Genomic DNA, 17,426 nt, shown 5'->3' on the forward strand with positions numbered 1-17,426 from the left:
AACAAAGTGTTCCGCTTTTTTTATGAAGAATTTCATTCACCCAAGCAAATCTATGCATTTAATTTAATTCATATTCTGCTAATATAAAACGGTATAAAAATACATCAATTAATAAAAATCACATAATAAAAGAGGACAGAATGAAAGGTCAGATTTTAGATTATTCAGTACAAACCAATTCAGGCATTATCAGTGGAGATGATCAAAACCGTTATGAGTTTACAGGTGCAGAATGGCGTGGCCAAAACTCACCTAAACGCGGCGATCATGTAGATTTCGATATCAGTCCAGAAGGTCAAGCTGTTCAAGTATTCAATGCTCTTGGCAGCAGTAATCCTATTCAACAAATTTCACAGCAACTCGATAAAATTTCAAACCAAGACCAAGCTGAATCAAAATTCAACATGATTGATTGGTTTGTCAAATGTCTAAAAAATTATGCCAACTTTACTGGACGTGCACGCCGTAAAGAATATTGGTTTTTTGTATTGGTCTATCTTATCGCAATGATTATTACTCTGATTGTCGATTCAGTGCTTAGAACCAAAGGAATATTCACAGGTATTTTCATCTTAGCAATGGTTATTCCGTCCCTTTCCGTTGCAGTACGTCGTTTACATGATATTAATAAATCTGGTTGGTATTGGTTAATACAAATGATTCCGCTCGTTGGACCAATTCTGGTTCTAATTTGGCTTGCAACAGAAACCAAACCTGAAGTAAACCAATGGGGACAACCTGCCAAATAAATAAAAAATCGTGGCTACTATTTATGTAGCCACCCTATCTACAGCACATTAACTCAGGAAAAATATGAAAGGACAAATACTAGATTTTTCGATTCAAACTAATACTGGGGTGATTAGTGCTGAAGATGGAAAACACTATCAATTTGCTGGTCATGAATGGCGAGGTCAAAGACCACCTACACGTGGAGAACAGGTTGATTTTGCTTTGGATGAAAGTGGGCAAGCAATTCAAGTCTATATTGCATTACGCCAACAAAGTTTTTCCACGAATACGCGAACAAACTACAGTGAAGAAGAGGAAAACTATGACTTTTTCGCGTGGTCATTCAAACCACTGAAAAAGTTTGCTGAATTTGAAGGACGTGCTCGACGTAAAGAGTTCTGGTTCTTTTGGCTATTTTGTATATTGGTCATTATACTTGCCTCTGTTTGCGATTTCGTTATTGGCAGTGAACCTTGGCTAGAAAATATTACCAATATCGTTTTACTCATTCCTAGCTTAGCTGTTGGCGCACGTCGACTACATGACACAGGACGTTCAGGTTGGTGGCAACTTTTAATGCTCACAATCATTGGAATCATTCCACTGATTATATGGTGGGCTACAGACACCAAAGCCGAGAACAACCAATGGGGTCAACCCGCTAGAGATCTGCAACAATAAAATAAGGCGCACAATGCGCCTTATCTTTTAACAAAAAACTTTAGCCATATTTACGCGCAAAATCTTCATCTGAAGTGCATAGATAAATAATAAATTCAATAAAAGCAACAATGGATGGAATAAAGGTCCAACAGAATAGCAGATACACAATCCCCCATCCAATACGACCCAAATAGAATTTATGTATACCAAATCCACCAAGGAAGAATGCTAAGAGTGCAGCAACAATACGACTCTTTTGACCGTATTGCGTGCCTAAAGCATTCGGCACAGCGACTAAGTAAATATCGGTTGCGTAACCCAATCCACTTGTCTCAAAATCAACAAATTGTCCACGAGCAGGAACAGTTTGTCCTTTCCAATCGCTTCCAGAAAATTGATAACGATTCTGATCATCTCCACTGATGATGCCTGTATTATTTTGAACAGAAAAATCGAGTATTTGCCCTTTCATATAATCCTCTATGTTTTATCTTTATTTGATGATTCTTGGACGTTATTTTCATCAGCAATATAACGAATTATTGATGAATATCATATCATTAACTTATCTTGCCAAATAGCATTTTGTAAACATCAATCTCAATGCATATACCACTGCCATCGCAAATATTGCATAACCCGCAGGAGTAATAAACAACGGAATACACAAAACAATCACCACGGTTAAAGGATATAAAAGTTTTCTAAAGCCACTTTGATGATGCAATTCATGGAGTAAATATAAACTTGTCGTATAAATCACGAGGCTGATCGCCACAAAGTAGCTTTCTTTTTCAGAACTAATCAGTACCTCATGCGAAACCACATCGACTGCGGCAGCTAAACTAGCACCAATCGCCGCAATACTAATAAAGACAAAGAAATGTCCATACCCCCAAGTAAATGCCATTTTTCGGCTATTTAAACGCTCTGCAATACTGGTATCAAAATAAGACCACCACATGGTGAACATCATCATCAGGCCGCCCACCATCAAAAAGATCAGTTCAGTACTAAAACGCTGATTCGTTAATGCATCGGTTATGGCAATCGAGCATCCGACAATAGATTCGCCTAAAACAATAATGGTAAGCAGTGAATATCGCTCTGCAATATGATGCGCATGCCAAGGTGTACGGCTTGCAGCTTCTGCAAAAACTGGGATAGACAGTTCAGCAATTGCGAGCAAAATGAAAAGATAAACTGTGAAATGCAGCGGTGAAAAATGAAAGAACAGCCACCCCACTTGCACCAGTATGATGCCAAAAGCATAGCGTAATGCTGTTTTCCGACGGGACAGATCATGCTTTGCAACGCTAAACCACTGCTGTAACTAAGCCCAGACGCATAATGGCATAACCAATCACAATTACGTCAAAATCCTGCTTTTGAAAAGCGCTTGGAATACCTGCAGCAATGACCAAAGAACCAATGATCTGTACGAAAGTTAAGATTCGATAGAGCGCATCATCATTATCATACGCCGAAGCAAACCAACTAAAGTTCATCCACGCCCACCACAAGGCAAAAAACACCATGCCATACAGCGTTAAACCCTGAGCTAAATGATTTTCAACAATGGCATGATGCAGTTGCTGCCCTGCTGTTGCGATCGCCACGACAAAGATCAAGTCAAAAAGCAATTCTAAAGAGGTCGCGACACGATGATGCTCATGTGGATCACGTGGGTGCAAAGGTTTGAGCCACTGACTAGGGAATAAAAATGATTTGGACATAGCATTCAGCTTTATTGTTTTCTGTCTGAATTTTTTCAAAAGCCTGAAACAGTTACAAGATCGATTACATAAATCAGATGAGAAACAGTTTTCTAGAAAAAGGATAATGGTTTTAAAAACCTACTTAAGCGTTAGATATTTCAATTATGGAAGTAAAAATTCAAAGTGACAAAACTGCGAAAGACGTTTTAAGACAAAAACTCGATAGATCAATGTGTTTTTTATATCTCAGCTATATTTTTCTCTAAATTTTAATGACATACTGCTAGTAATTAAAAAAATAATGAAATCTAAAAGTGATGTTAAAAGAAAAATTAGCGTCTTTTCCTGACGCAGTTTGGGTACAGATTCATTATGATCAAATGCAAGTTTTAACGCGTGATCATCAAATTGTAGCTGAACAAAACTGCCCTCTGGCTTTTATAGAACGTGGAAGTTTTGTCCGAAACTATCATGTTGCAGAACAGTGCTTCAACCAACTCATACAACAGATCCACTTCAAGTGGTATGAGTTTGGACAGCCGGTTATTTTTATTCAGTTAAAAGAACGCTTAAGTGAAGAAGTCAGCGCACTCGAGCTACAAGCCATTCAAGAAATGGCTCTAAGCGCAAATGCACATTTTGTATTTGTCTACGATAAACATGGCATCGCACTCGAAGCAGAAACCATCAAAAATGATGAGTCACCTTTGCTCAAATGGTTTTTCTGTGGGCTGATTTTTCTGATTTTGCTGATTATCTTTAAATAATCAGCATCATTCTCTTGATTAGGTGCAACTACGACACTTTCTGCTGCTGCAATTGCTCAATACTCGAAATCAAATCGTTAAAACGATCAATCACCAGTGCCGGTGCAGCCGTTTGAATTTCTTCTGCACTACCATAACCATAGCTCACAGCAATACTATGCACTGCATTACGGCGTGCGCCTAAAATATCGTACTCACGGTCTCCCACCATCACACATTCCTTCGCATCCAACTGTTCTTGCTGCAAAATGTATTCAATTAAATCGCCTTTGTTGGTGCGCTCACCGTTCAGTTCACTGCCATAGATCACAGTAAAATATTTTGCCAAATCAAAATGTTCTAAAATTTGGCGGGCATAGACCGTCGGCTTTGCTGTAGCGACGTACAAGTGAAAGCCTTGCTGTTGTAAAGTTGCTAGAGTGTCGGCAACGGCAGGATAAACTTTATTTTCAAATAAGCCGGTCACTGCAAAGCGCTCGCGATAACCTAGTAAAGCCTGATCTGCAAGTACATTATGCACATCGACATTGAGGATTTTGGCCAAAGAGGCTTTCAAAGGTGGCCCAATGATCCAATCGATATTGGTCTCATCCGAAATGGGATGTCCAATTTTCGCCAGTCCATAGCGTGCTGAAGTGGTAATGCCAACTTTTGGATCTGTTAATGTTCCATCGAGATCGATCAATATATTCTTAATCACAGCTTTTACCTTATCCATTCACTTCTGCAAAAATACTATCGAGTGTTCGCTCAAAGTTGCCTATACTATCGCAAATTTTGTGTAATAAGGACATCATTGTGCGCCCTACTGTACTGTGCTTTTCAGGTCTTGACCCTTCAGGTGGTGCAGGACTGCAAGCGGACATTGAAGCCATTGGTCAAAGTGGCGCACATGCTGCCATTGCGTGTACAGCATTAACCGTTCAAAACTCACAACAAGTGTATTCGTTTGAAGCAACCTCTCGTGAGTTATTGCTGGCTCAAGCACATGCCGTCGTCGGTGACCTCCCTATTCGCTGTGTAAAATCAGGAATGCTAGGAACGACTGAAAATATCGCGGCTCTCGCTGAGTTTTTACGTGAACATCCCGAATATCATTATGTTCTCGACCCCGTTTTAGTTGCCAATAGTGGTGGCTCTTTGGGCGATCAAGCAACTTTGGTCAAAGCCTTTGCAGAACTAATTCCACTTGCCACTGTGCTTACACCCAATACCGTAGAATTACGTGCGCTCACAGGTGAAGAGGATATTTCTAAAGCAACTGCGCAACTTTTTGCGATGGGTGCTCAAGCGGTATTAGTAAAAGGTGGGCATGAAAATACGCCTGACTATATTCAAAACTCGTTATATGTTCAGGGTGAATTAGTCTCTGAAACCCGTTGTCCACGACTGGATGGGGAATATCATGGTTCGGGCTGTTCATTGGCGAGTTTTATTGCAGGGCGTTTAGCCTTAGGTGATGAGCTCAAAACGGCTGTTCATCATGCCGAAACATGGTTATTTGGTGTGTTGAAAATCGCTGAATCACCGGTTGTCGGTGGACAAAAAATACCAAAACGTTTTTAAAGTACTCGGTTATTTATTTAAACCCCATAGAATAAAACGCTATATCATTTAAAGCCCTGAATATCAGGGCTTTTTCAAATTAAGAGTCGAGTTGAACGCGATAGACCAAGGTTGGAATTTCCCACGCACCACCAGCAAATCCTTTGCACTGTGTGGTTTTTGCCATATAGGTTTGGATAAAACGCTGACCATTCCATGACCACTCCCCCGTACTATGACAGTCGCCAATGCCTCGTCCACGTTGATTGGAGAAAATCTGCCCTTCGCTAAAGCCACTTCCGGAAAAGGTCACGGATTGTTTGATTTGCTTTAAATTTCGATCCATCAGCCAATAGCCATTACCACTGTTATATGCCCCACGCCAACATGGCACTTCGACCAAGGCATTTTTCCCATTGATTGGAAACACCACGACCCGATCATCCTCTAAGAAATTTGCATCAAAGAGTTGAGGACAATCTTCTACTGTCGTTTTCTTCTTTATCAATCCAAACAATTGTTTGGCTGTGGGCGCATTGACGGCATACCGTGTTTGTAAGCCCTTACTGTAATTTTGAATATTCACTTTCGGAATACTTTTCGGTTTGAGTACATTGGCCGAACTACTATTGGCTTTACGCAATAATGCTGAATTTGTCCCTATGCGCTTTTGAAAATCATCCATACGGAGTAATACTGCGCTTGCGCCCTGCACAGACAATAACCATGTTTTGTTGTTGCCTTTCCACACAATCGGTTGATTGGCTTGTAAGGCTTGAATCAGTTTTTGAGTTTGAGCTGCACTTAACTGACCTTCCGCAGTTTTGGCATCAAGCTGCACAGTTCCCTGATTTTTACCTAAAATGTAAAGTTGAAGTGGTTGATTTGCCACACTTAAGGTTTCAGGATCGAGTTTCACTCGTGCGCTGACTTGCGCTTGAGCGCCCGCAGCACGTTGTAATAACACAGAAATAGCGGGCTGATTACCCTCCGCTTGATAACCTGCAACGCGACAAGTCCCCGTATTATCACAAGCGATTTCCCAATCCTTATGTGAAAAATAGTTTCCTTGAATTTGAGCAAAGCTCACACTACAACCCAATGCAGCAACGTAGCCTAATAGAAGTTGCCAGATGACATTCTTTTTGTTCATGTCTTTGGCTCAAAATAATTATATTAGAACCATCTTAAAATGCTTTTCACTGAAACTCCAGTCTAAAAAGATCTGCTGCATCATTTGAAATTATGAAGACGAATCATTCAGTTGCTGTATCTCCTCACATTTTTTTCGCTTCACATTTTCATCACTGAGCGTATTCATCAAATCTGCTGCCAGGCCTTTTAACAGACTCATATCATCATCGGTCATTTGATTCGGCTGCCGATCTAAAACACAAAAACTTCCCAATGCCACCCCATTGCGGTCTCTAAGTGCAACGCCAGCATAAAAGCGAATGCGGTTATGCATCAATTCAGGTAAATGCGCAAAGCGTGGGTCACGTTGTAGGTCTTCAATAATCAAACGTTCATTTTGATACACCAAATGACTGCAGATCGAATCTTGCTTCGACTGACGTATCTGCATCGGTTGCTCGGTAGCCTCAGCCAAAGGGCTACCTGGGGTATAGACCCAGTCTTGCTTGACCCAAGAAATTTGTGCATATTTCACATCGAAGGCTTGTCTGGCTTCTTCAATATATTGTTCATAGATCGGTAAATTCCGCTCATCCAAAACATTCAGTTCTTCTAATGCTTTTAAGCGCTGCGCTTCAACGCTAGGATCAGGCTCATCCAACCAAGATTCACCATGCTTCAATTGAAAAGCTTCAATGGTTAATAACAAGTCATTCATATTATTGACCACTGCATCGACGGTGAAATTTTCTTTGATCGCATCTAATTGGGATATCTCATCACAGCTCCACAGTGCAAAAATCAGTTTTATATCTGGAAACTGTGCCTTAAAAACATGGCTTAAAAGGCGAATTTGAGCTTCTGGTGCTGTATGGAAAATCGAAATACATACGATCTGAATATCCTCTTGGATATCATCCATACTTTGATGCTGATTTTGAATCAATACGTCGCTAAATGCCTGAGCCGGAATACCCCTTAAACTTAGCCCATGCGCCAACATAGCCGATACTTGAACATCAATTTCCCAACGTGCGCCGATACATAACACCGCTGCTTTCTGATCCTGCTGTGCCACTGGATATGCCCGTTGAAAACTATGATTAAACAGTTTTAAGCCTTGATGTAAGTGTAGTCGATGCTCTGCACTAGCCTCGGTGTTGTGTCCGCTCGAAAAAATCCGTATGGCTGGAATCGCCACTTTGGCATAAAACGCATTGACCCGACGTGCCTTGATTTCATCCGTGGCATCTTTCGGTAACTTTTCAGCAATAAAAGTCTGTGCAACATCCATGGCATCTTGCACATCATCAGCGACCAATCGCTGATAAAAGCGCTCATGCGGCGCCAATGCAGGTGTACTACCGATCAGGGTTTTAATTAAACCTAAGGATGGCACATAGCTCGAAAGCACCAATAAACACGCGGTTAAAGGCGTCGATAAAATTAAACCAATTGGCCCCCACACCGCCGTCCAAAACATGGCGGCAATAATAATGGCTAAGGTCGAAAGTCCAGTACTTTCCCCATATAACCAAGGCTCAATAATATTATTACTGACCAATTCCAAGAGCAGGATTAAGCCGACTGTCCACAGCACCATATTCCATGTGGGATCTACCGCAAAAGCCAATGCAATGGGGAAAATCGCGGAAATCATCGGGCCGACATAGGGAACGAAGCGCATCACAATCGCCACCATTCCCCACATAATTGCTGCCGGAACCCCAATAAACCATAGTCCCAAGGCCATCGGAATACCGTAGGTCACATTGACCATCAGCTGCATACGTAAATATTTACCTATACGATTGGCCGCTTCATCTAAGGCGTCTGTTCCGATATTTAAATTTCCGCCCAGCAGCTTAAGGAACCGATCATGCAAATCTTTCCGATTAACCAAAATCAGAATCACAAACAAAAAAACAATACCCGCAGTTGCCAAAGGATTGAGTACCCGCTCACTCCAAGCCATGACTGCTTCAGCCGTGGTTTGTTGTTGCCCCACCACTTTCACTTGCTGCACTTTAGGATTTTTCTCTTCAGGCACCACATCATCTATCGAGTTTTCAACGGTATCTATGGTGGTTTTTGCGCCATCCCAAACACTTGGGCCGCGTGCAAATTGACGAATAGAATCCATTTTCTTTTGAATTGTGCCCTGATATTGCGGTAATTCTTGGCTTAATTGCCCCAGTTGATAACCCAAATAAGAGGCCGCGCCGGATAAAATCGCCAAAGCCAAACCGACCACAATAAATATAGATGGCATCTGCGGAAGTCCCCAACCGCGTAGTTTCATCACCAAAGGATCAACTAAAAAAGCCAATAAAATTGCGAGTGCCAATGGAATAAAAATATCTTTGCCAAGATATAAGGCGGCAATCAGCAAACTGCCGATGATAAACCCTGCTGTGATTCGAATCACTTTATGTAAATCTGCAGGGGGCATTTGCTTCGATGCGTTCAGGTCTTGCAAGCCTTGCTTTTGACCTGATGGTGATGATTCAAATTCTTGCGCTAATTTATTATTTTTATGATCCATTTTCTTATCCTGAACGATGGTCATTATTTTTTAATTTAGGCTGAAGTTTTAGGGCTGCATACGCATTTCATGTAATGATTTGCAAAGAAAAAAACAGAGCTTTATAGCTCTGTTTTCATACTGCGTTTCGAGAGGAATTAAAAGGTAATCACTTTACTTTGATGAGTCACAATATCCACTGGAACAGAAATATGTTGATGAACGATCTTCCATTGAGACTGCGTTTTTTTCATCCCAATGGTGTTACGACACCACGAGATCCCCGGTGTCGGTATCCCGCTCTGATCATCAATTTTAGAATAACAATGCAGAAAGGCAATATCAGGATCTGCATGGATGACCAGTTCCCGCCTAAATATCTTTAAGCCTTCACGAAAATACTCCCGATAAAATTCCCACATTTTTTGATATGCCATTAAGCCACGCATTTCACAACTGGCATCAAAAAAGTACACATCTGCTGCGCAGGATTCAGCAATATTTTCAATTTTCAATTGGCAGATGACCTCATCCCAATTGGCTAAAAATTGTAGAATTTCGTCAGCGGCCTGTTGGTCACCGACTATTTTGATTTTATCTTGCATCTCTGGCACCTATTTATTTTATTTTTTATGAAGCATTGTTCTGGGCGGCGTTTGGAAGTTGAATTGCAACGATCTTCCAGCTCCAACCACGGCGTTGCATACTAAATACGGTATATTTTGCTTCGCTTAGGCCTTGGAGCGGCACATACAGATCAAATCGATTCCAAGCGCTATAGCTTGCTTTGGGTTCAAGTGGCTGGCTTTGTTTTAAAGCGACAGCGGTTGTAGTTGCATCATTTTTGGATAATGTTGACGCATGAGGTGGTGCTGCGACCTTATTTTCAGCATGCGTGAATAGTTCAATCCCTGGGCTAATCATGCTCGGATTGGTCAGTCTGGTTATTTCTGGTAGTTGGATCGACTCTTTTAATGCTTTGCCTTGTAAAAGCAGCATGATACTGGTTGGATTGACCAGACTGTCGACTAGCGTTGCACTCAGGACTGTGCTGAGCTGCCCACCCCAAGACTGGGCGAATTCAGGTAAATGCTGTAGCCCAGTTTTCTGTTGAATGAGGTCTTCGACTTGTGGTTTTAGACTCGATTTGACTGCCGAAAAATCGATATATTGAGCAATTTTTTCAGGTTGATTGTGCTCATAGGCTTGACGTATTTGGTAAAGCACCCAATACGGAGACGCAATCATCCACCCCACGACGATGATCAAGATCGCAATGAGCCCATAATACAAAATATGATTCTGCTTATTCATCTTTCACCACTCTAGCCAGTGAAGTTGTGGTACTTCCTTGTACCGTCAAATAAGCCTGATCTAGATTGAATAGCATCCTACCTAACAGCGCTTATCTGAGAACCATATTGCTTTTGATCTTGTGATTTTGACGAGCCTTCAGGTTTTGTTCATCCTGCTAAGACTGTCTCGATCAGGTTGTTTCAAATTTAAGCCGTTAGGTCTTTAATTTGGGTACTTGCACCATTAGTTTTAACTGATTCAATGCCTTTATCTCGCGATTGCTCACTGGCATAAAATTGGCTAGTCCCAATAATTTGATGGTTTGCCGCTTTCAAATTGAAATATGGTTTGCCATTTTTGGCAGTCAGTCGTTCAAAACGGCTGTCATCTGCACTGTTCTTTTGTACAGACTCAATCCCGTTTTGGGCTGATGCTTTCGCTTTATATAATTCACTCGTTAAAATGATTTCACCGTTCCCTGCTTTTAATACAAAACGAAACTGCTGATCATTAGAATGACTGATCTCGTACCATCCCGACATATGTTACCCCTTCATTTTCATTGTTTTATCTATTATTCGATCAGGATTTGTTGTTGGAAATTCAACCTGATCTACAGAATATAAATGAACTCGGTCACATTTTTCAATGTCTTTTTTGATCAGAGTAAAGGCTTAAAATTTAATCACTAAGAAAATGATTTTTAATAAATAATTCCAATAAAAAATAATCCGACCGAAGTCGGATTTCATCATTCTTTCATCATGATGTATTTGTGAATAGAGGTACATTGCTCAACGCATTGAATAAAGACTTTAAGGACTGACGATCTGCTTTGAATATGTCGCTTTATTCATTTCTAAAATTTCTACACAAAGTTGCACTTCTACTGCTGAAGCTGTGACATGTTGTTTCAACACGTCCAATAACAACAATGAAATTTGCTTTTGCACTTCAACCGTTCTACCCGTCAATAATGAAACTTTGGCATGCATATATGCATGTTGGGCATGTTCATCCAAACCCACAACAAAATCTTGCTGAGCGACAGCACGGCTCTTAATATCATTGATGGCACTCACATGACCCGATTCAAATAAGGCAGCGTTCAGCGCTTTAAGTAAAGGACGAGCCTCAAGCTCAAGGTTATTGGAATATTCCAAATGAATATGCGGCATAGTAAAGACATTTCAAACCTGTAATGCGTCTATTATGCAGGCTGAAAAATAAAATCTATAGCGGATTAGTTATCTATTTCATCTTTAAGTAGACATCCTAAGCCAAGTGTTGACTTCGCTTAGGATGATTGAAAGTTGCTTTGGAGCGAACAAAAACGAAACTTAAACTTTTTTCACGTATTCAGATTTGAGCTTCATTGCCCCGATACCATCAATTTTACAATCAATGTCATGACCATCTGTTGCATCGACTAAAAGACGGATATTTTTAACTTTGGTGCCAACTTTCACCACTGAAGATGAACCTTTAATTTTAAGATCTTTCACCACAGTAACCGTGTCACCATCGGTCAATACATTGCCATTGGCATCTTTAATCAGCACCTGTTCATCTGCAGCGCTTTCGCCCTCACGCCACTCATGTGAGCATTCAGGACAAATCAATAAATCGCCATCATTATAGGTATATTCAGAATTACATTGGGGACAATTGGGTAAAGACATAAAAGACCTCAAAAAAAGATGGACGCAAAAATCCATAAAAACTTAATATAACATTTTTATGTATTTCATAAACTTAAAAACCATAAATATCGTATGGTTTAGTGAAGTTATGACGATGTAAATAACACAACGCCACAGCACTAATCGGTTTAAATTTTAGATCTCTAATGAGGTGTTTAATATCAACGCTTTTAAGATATGCGCATGATTTTTATCCATATGTTTGGCCGCTGTAAGTAAGGTCAGGGGCTCCTCTTTTCCCCATGTGCGCAGTTGTTCTAACTCAGCTTGATGGGTCTGTATTTCTTGCAAATAGCGCTGCTTAAACTCGTCCCATCGAGAAACCATTTCTTCGTCTTGATGGTACCAACGACGTAAATCTGTCGATGGAGTCAATGCCTTCGGCCACAAATCTAGCGCTGCGCTCACTTTACTGATACCACGCGGCCACAAGCGATCGACCAAAATGCGTTTACCGTCATCTGGGCTGATCTCATCATAAATACGTTTAATGTGTACGGTCATTAAGCCCTCCCTCATCTATTTGCAGTTTTTCGATCATTCTTCAGATTATTCATCGGGGATCGCTGGATTTACTAAAAAAGCCAGTAACTGTAAAGACTCCTGCCAACCCAAATAACAAGCATCAGGTGGAATAACGCTCGGCAACCCTGCCTGTACAATCGTCACTTCGGTTCCTACTGATACCGCTTTAAACTCAACAGTGACCTCGATTTGACCGGCCAACTCTGGCATATCAAATTGGTCTGTATAGCGCAGTAAATGATTCGGCACGACTTCATGATAATCACCATGAAAAGCGTGTGTGGTTCCGGTTGAAAAATTTTGAAACGACATGCGGTACGAGCCACCTACACGCACATCCGAATGTTCCACATGGGCGGTAAATCCATGCGGTGCCATCCATTTCACCAAAGCATCTGGCTCCACAAAGGCACGATAAACTCGCTCTACAGGTGCACTAAAAACACGATGTAATCGAACAGTATTACTCATGATGATGTCCTTTTGTCATTGTTTTCACTGAATCATCCACATGCATTCACCCTCGCTTTATCGTCCATTTTTATCACACTGAAACGATCTAAGCGAAACAGTGTTACGACGTATGAGAAAGGTGTATTACTGTTCAATACTATAGCGAATCCTACAGATTGATCCCATCACTTTAACGCAATGCCGTGTTATGTTTTGTGAGCTGCATTCATATTGATTTTTTTATAAAAATATTGAAAAATCAAAATTTTACACAATTTCTCTAAAATTTAAATAATAAAAAACCCAGTTGAAAGACTGGGTTCTTGTTGCTAAAGATGCAATAGTGAGACTTAGCTCAATTGTGCTTCATCTTCTTCCAGATCATCATCTTCATAGATATAAGCCATACAACCCCAGCCATCATATTCGCCCGAATGTTGTTCCGCAATTTTAATAAACCACTGCTCTAAATCAACGATATCTTCATAATCAGGTTCCATATAGACATAGACCGTGATAATCCATTCCTCGCGATCTGATTCTTCATCTTGGAACAACGAAATTTTTTGCTCTTCTTTCAATAAATACAATGCACACTGTTCAGCCTGCGCTTCGTTCGAAAAGGCAATTGAATATTCGATTTCGTGCGGCACAGATAAATCATCACCATCTTGCTGCATCTGCCACAGCACATTGCCATTATCATCATCTGGAAATTGTTTAAAATCACGAGTCATTGTACTTTCCCTTATCGTTTATGAATTTTATTCTGTTGACTTAGATTAACGGATAATTGTTGCAATTTGCATTAGCTAAATCTCTTTAATCAGAAATAGACCGCCGAAGCGATCTTTCTGATAACAATTCAAATTAAACCGCAAAGTCCATATTGGCCTGAGTTTCTTTGAGATGTAAAACCAAAGCAGCCATTTTCAATTCTTCTAAGCGTAACTGAAGATAACTGTCGAGTACCTGTGCCTGGCTAAAATGTACACCATGCGCATTGAGCAAGGTGAAATCATCCGCCAAAGCCTGCAATAATTCACCTAAGTTTTCGGTATTTAATTGAGCCAAATACAAGTCAGCACGACTATTAAACACCAATGTGAATAATTGCATTGCTGCCAAACGACGCTCTTCATCGACATAGTTACAGTTTGCAGTCGATTGCTGCTCCATCGCATCAATCATTTTGCAGCGCACCGCAGTCAAATTTTGCTTTGCCGCAGATTCATTCATGCCATCCATCAGCTGATCTAAAATACTCTGTAATGGCAAAAAGAACGCTGACTGATAGCCCCGTATTTTGTTGTCCAAAGCACGGTTGATATTTTCCAAATGCTGTTGATCCAGCGCTTGGCTATATAAACCCTTTAACTCAGCACGAGCTTGTTCCTGCGTTTGTAATTTGGCTTTTTCTTGATATTTGCTTAAATACTGACGCACTTCTTCGATCTGTGCGCGAATATCATTCAACATGATATCGGCATTGGCCTTGGTGACTTCTAACAAGCCATCAGCCTGTAAAGTTCGATACTCAACATATTGTTCAATATCCACAATATGCTGATATTTCGCTACTTTATCGACTTGGATTTTTAAGCCACTGTTTTGAATGCGTAATTGACTGATTTCATAATTCAGTTCATCTTGTTGCGACTCTGTTTCAGCCAGTTTTAACCGCGCACGATCGAAGTTTTCCTGCAGTGAACGTAGGGTTTTATCATTTTTCAATTTGCGGTTATAAACAAAAAGGAGAGCCACAATTAATAGGATGATAAGGACGATTAAAGCAATATTGATCATTTGCTAATCCTCAAAATAAGCTTCAATAATTTAAGTTTATTCCCCAAAACAAACCCAAGTTACAAAAGTTAAAATCAATAATTTATTTCATATTAGCAGAATAAATGCAAAAAACTGTATTTATCTGACCAAATACACACTTGCACACAATTTAACTAAAATGCTGTTTTAAATAATTTTAATAAAATATTTTTATATTAAAAAATTAATCATTCAATATTCATTAGAAAATATAATAAAACCTTAAAAATGGCGTTTATTTACTAAAAGCTACAAAGAAATTTAATATCAATCTTTCTAAATTTTTCACATACTTTATAGAGATATTTAAATTATTTATATATCCCCAGAATTGGGGATATAGTGTATATCATGAATCATTTTTAAGCAGAAAAACCTATTTAAAGCTGTAGATATTCTGCGCTTTTTACGAGTCCCAAAGGTTTTAATTCAATGCAGCAGTTTTTATGAACAATGAGCATTCACATGAATATGCTTTAAAATTCTGCCGCACAATGAATATGAACAGCTTGTTGGGTTAAGGGCTGGGTAAATGCCAGATCGCAAGCATGTAACGCCATCCGTCCGAGTGAGCTCTGTTTTGCATTCGGATGATACAGTTGATCTCCTGTAATGGGGTGCCCAATATGCATCATGTGTACACGTAGCTGATGAGAACGCCCTGTCACTGGCGTTAATAATACTCGGCTAATATCCTTGCTTGCGTCATAGCTAATGGCTTGATACAAGGTTTTTGAAGGTTTGCCTAATTCAAAATGCACCATCTGACGTGGGCGATTTTCCCAGTCCGTAATGAGGGGCACTTCAACACTGCCCTCACCTTCTAGCTTACCCTGAACCAAAGCTACATATTGCTTTTGAACCGTTCGCGCTTGGAACATTTTACTCACCGCCACTTCTGCATCGCGGTGTTTCGCAAACATCAAAATGCCTGATGTTGCCATGTCTAAACGATGGGTAATCTTTGCTGCTGGATACTGTTGCAAAACTCGAAGATAGGCACTGTCATGATGCTCAGGCAAACGTCCCGGAACCGACAGCAATTCCGCTGGTTTTTCGATGACAACCAAGTCTGCATCTTCATACAAAATACGTAGAGGACCTTGAGGCGGCGCATAGACAAAGTTGGGATCTAAAGGCATGGACAGACTGTGTACTGGGAGAATGTCGGCAAAATAACAACTGACTAATTCGCTGTCAATCGACTTTGACCGATCAGGTTCTACCCTAACGATTATTGGTCCCCAATTTACCAAAGGCAGGTGCTAATGAATGAGATAAATCATCCTCCAGTAATTGTAAGATGCTTGAACTCGTGGTTAATGGATACTGATGTAGTGTGATGCGATATTCGCCCTGAAACCACTGCGACAAATGCAAGGCATAGGTTTGTTTAGGCCCAAAACCTAAATGTTGTTTTAAACGATTCTTTATACCTGTCCGTGATGATCCAACATACAGAATGTGATTGGGTTGATTTAACTTGGCACAGGCATGGGTTTTCAATGACTTAAATGCAGCATAGTCCTGATATGTCTGCTGTATATCGCCACCAACCTGCTCTATCACATAAATATAATGTGCGTGTTGAGCAAGATCATCAAAACTTGAAAACTCAAATATACGCTCAGCTTTAGTCTGCTGTGCCTGTAGACAATCCTGTATCAATTGATTCAGATAACCCATAACAAAATTATTTAAAATTTAGATAGTTAAGCATAACAACTTTGTGAAAAAGGACAATCTGAAGCTTAGATTAAGTTTGAGTTGTTCTGCGTAATATTTATTACATCAGCAGTGATCAAAGTGTGTTGGGAATGAATGCGAAGTTTGGAATTTTGAAAAAGATAGAAAGATTTATTATTCGATTGAATTCTTGAAAATTTTTTAGGGTGTAAGAGAAAACAGTATTGTTTACTTCAACTATCATCACTTTGTAAGTCATGATCTTATAGCCTATAAACTTCTGGTTTATAGCGTCCTAAGCTGAATCGAGACCTTTTGGGTGAGTACTGTACACGTGTTTTGCACCACTGACAGCATGCTACTCTTTTCAATCTCTATCACACCCTTGAGATATATAGTAGTGGTATCGATGAGGGATTGTTTCCCTGAAAATCACTGTTTTTGGCTTATTTTAAAAATATTTTTCACATTTAAAGATATATTGAAAATATTTTCTTCTTGCATCAAGTTTTAGCATTTTTTCCATCTGATAAATGACTTTTCCCGAGAATTTTCGCCATAGCTTAGCACTCAAACCATCGGAATCATTTGAATTTTATACAGGACTTTTAACCAATGAGAACTTGTATTGAAATGAGTTCTCCAACTGGATTAAGAGTCAATAATGCATACCACAGCGAGATTTGAAAATTGAGGTGTGCTTGAAAAAAGTAGCAAAAAGTACAGAGGCTATTCAATGCGATGAAAATGTGATGAAAATGAAATTCCTTCAGATTTAACACTTGGCTTAGGACTATTTTTAAGAGAGATGCCTGACGATCTTTGAGCTTGTGCTGATTTCACTGGTGTGGTT

General features: G+C 39.9%; 19 protein-coding genes and 1 pseudogene. 4 read left to right on the top strand and 16 right to left on the bottom strand.

Features of this window, described 5'->3' with window-relative positions:
- Positions 1-140: 140 nt before the first annotated feature.
- Together FTU79_RS04165 and FTU79_RS04170 are read left to right on the top strand one after the other, a co-directional pair.
- A complete protein-coding gene (locus tag FTU79_RS04165) occupies positions 141-749 on the top strand; it encodes a DUF805 domain-containing protein (RefSeq protein ID WP_168378561.1) in 609 nt (202 codons plus the stop codon).
- Positions 750-813: 64 nt separating this feature from the next.
- A complete protein-coding gene (locus tag FTU79_RS04170; RefSeq protein WP_180004738.1) occupies positions 814-1,413 on the top strand; it encodes a DUF805 domain-containing protein in 600 nt (199 codons plus the stop codon).
- A gap of 40 nt (positions 1,414-1,453) precedes the next feature.
- Here the strand turns inward: FTU79_RS04170 and FTU79_RS16520 are convergent, their stop codons facing one another.
- Complete coding sequence (locus FTU79_RS16520; RefSeq protein WP_257220987.1) at positions 1,454-1,867, bottom strand: TM2 domain-containing protein; 414 nt, start codon at positions 1,865-1,867, stop codon at positions 1,454-1,456.
- A 93-nt stretch (positions 1,868-1,960) separates the two neighbouring features.
- Positions 1,961-3,131, bottom strand: a pseudogene (locus tag FTU79_RS04180) (low temperature requirement protein A).
- A 299-nt stretch (positions 3,132-3,430) separates the two neighbouring features.
- Between FTU79_RS04180 and FTU79_RS04185 the strand changes: the two are divergent.
- Positions 3,431-3,880, top strand: coding sequence for a hypothetical protein (locus FTU79_RS04185; protein WP_180048969.1), 450 nt, complete (start codon positions 3,431-3,433; stop codon positions 3,878-3,880).
- A gap of 28 nt (positions 3,881-3,908) precedes the next feature.
- Here FTU79_RS04185 and FTU79_RS04190 read toward each other — a convergent pair whose 3' ends face one another.
- Positions 3,909-4,580, bottom strand: coding sequence for an HAD-IA family hydrolase (locus FTU79_RS04190; RefSeq protein ID WP_180049011.1), 672 nt, complete (start codon positions 4,578-4,580; stop codon positions 3,909-3,911).
- A 98-nt stretch (positions 4,581-4,678) separates the two neighbouring features.
- On the opposite strand from FTU79_RS04190, the gene FTU79_RS04195 reads away from it, so the two are divergent.
- Positions 4,679-5,446: a hydroxymethylpyrimidine/phosphomethylpyrimidine kinase gene (locus tag FTU79_RS04195; RefSeq protein ID WP_078191115.1), complete on the top strand. Its 768-nt coding sequence runs from the start codon at positions 4,679-4,681 to the stop codon at positions 5,444-5,446.
- A 79-nt stretch (positions 5,447-5,525) separates the two neighbouring features.
- On the opposite strand, the gene FTU79_RS04200 is transcribed toward FTU79_RS04195, so the two are convergent.
- The 13 genes from FTU79_RS04200 to FTU79_RS04260 all read right to left on the bottom strand — a co-directional run bounded on the left by FTU79_RS04200 (position 5,526) and on the right by FTU79_RS04260 (position 16,573).
- The gene (locus tag FTU79_RS04200) at positions 5,526-6,578 is read right to left on the bottom strand and encodes a DUF1176 domain-containing protein (RefSeq protein WP_180048970.1); all 1,053 of its coding nucleotides are present in this window, start codon (positions 6,576-6,578) and stop codon (positions 5,526-5,528) included.
- A gap of 90 nt (positions 6,579-6,668) precedes the next feature.
- Complete coding sequence (locus tag FTU79_RS04205; RefSeq protein ID WP_257224249.1) at positions 6,669-9,104, bottom strand: AI-2E family transporter; 2,436 nt, start codon at positions 9,102-9,104, stop codon at positions 6,669-6,671.
- A 137-nt stretch (positions 9,105-9,241) separates the two neighbouring features.
- Positions 9,242-9,688, bottom strand: a complete 447-nt coding sequence (locus FTU79_RS04210; RefSeq protein WP_218945383.1) for a nuclear transport factor 2 family protein — start codon at positions 9,686-9,688, stop codon at positions 9,242-9,244.
- A 25-nt stretch (positions 9,689-9,713) separates the two neighbouring features.
- Positions 9,714-10,397 (bottom strand): DUF2939 domain-containing protein, encoded by a 684-nt coding sequence (locus tag FTU79_RS04215; protein WP_168378557.1) that lies wholly within the window; start codon positions 10,395-10,397, stop codon positions 9,714-9,716.
- Positions 10,398-10,585: 188 nt separating this feature from the next.
- Positions 10,586-10,921: a YegP family protein gene (locus FTU79_RS04220; RefSeq protein ID WP_078191118.1), complete on the bottom strand. Its 336-nt coding sequence runs from the start codon at positions 10,919-10,921 to the stop codon at positions 10,586-10,588.
- Between the two features lie 273 nt (positions 10,922-11,194).
- Positions 11,195-11,557, bottom strand: coding sequence for a 5-carboxymethyl-2-hydroxymuconate Delta-isomerase (locus tag FTU79_RS04225; protein ID WP_180048971.1), 363 nt, complete (start codon positions 11,555-11,557; stop codon positions 11,195-11,197).
- A 162-nt stretch (positions 11,558-11,719) separates the two neighbouring features.
- Positions 11,720-12,061: a zinc ribbon domain-containing protein YjdM gene (locus tag FTU79_RS04230; RefSeq protein WP_180041515.1), complete on the bottom strand. Its 342-nt coding sequence runs from the start codon at positions 12,059-12,061 to the stop codon at positions 11,720-11,722.
- A 156-nt stretch (positions 12,062-12,217) separates the two neighbouring features.
- Positions 12,218-12,586: a DUF488 domain-containing protein gene (locus tag FTU79_RS04235; protein ID WP_180048972.1), complete on the bottom strand. Its 369-nt coding sequence runs from the start codon at positions 12,584-12,586 to the stop codon at positions 12,218-12,220.
- A 45-nt stretch (positions 12,587-12,631) separates the two neighbouring features.
- Complete coding sequence (locus FTU79_RS04240) at positions 12,632-13,078, bottom strand: SRPBCC family protein (RefSeq protein WP_180009873.1); 447 nt, start codon at positions 13,076-13,078, stop codon at positions 12,632-12,634.
- Positions 13,079-13,410: 332 nt separating this feature from the next.
- On the bottom strand, positions 13,411-13,797 hold the full coding sequence (locus tag FTU79_RS04245; protein WP_180004730.1) for a ribonuclease E inhibitor RraB: 387 nt from the start codon (positions 13,795-13,797) through the stop codon (positions 13,411-13,413).
- Between the two features lie 133 nt (positions 13,798-13,930).
- The gene (locus tag FTU79_RS04250; RefSeq protein WP_180048973.1) at positions 13,931-14,866 is read right to left on the bottom strand and encodes a hypothetical protein; all 936 of its coding nucleotides are present in this window, start codon (positions 14,864-14,866) and stop codon (positions 13,931-13,933) included.
- 497 nt (positions 14,867-15,363) lie between these two features.
- On the bottom strand, positions 15,364-16,029 hold the full coding sequence (locus tag FTU79_RS04255) for a pseudouridine synthase (RefSeq protein WP_111884818.1): 666 nt from the start codon (positions 16,027-16,029) through the stop codon (positions 15,364-15,366).
- A gap of 85 nt (positions 16,030-16,114) precedes the next feature.
- Entirely contained in the window at positions 16,115-16,573 is a 459-nt protein-coding gene (locus tag FTU79_RS04260) for a GIY-YIG nuclease family protein (RefSeq protein WP_180048974.1), read from the bottom strand.
- Between the last annotated feature and the right edge of the window lie 853 nt (positions 16,574-17,426).

This window comes from Acinetobacter sp. YH12144 (assembly GCF_013418345.1).
Classification (GTDB): Bacteria; Pseudomonadota; Gammaproteobacteria; order Pseudomonadales; family Moraxellaceae; genus Acinetobacter; species Acinetobacter amyesii.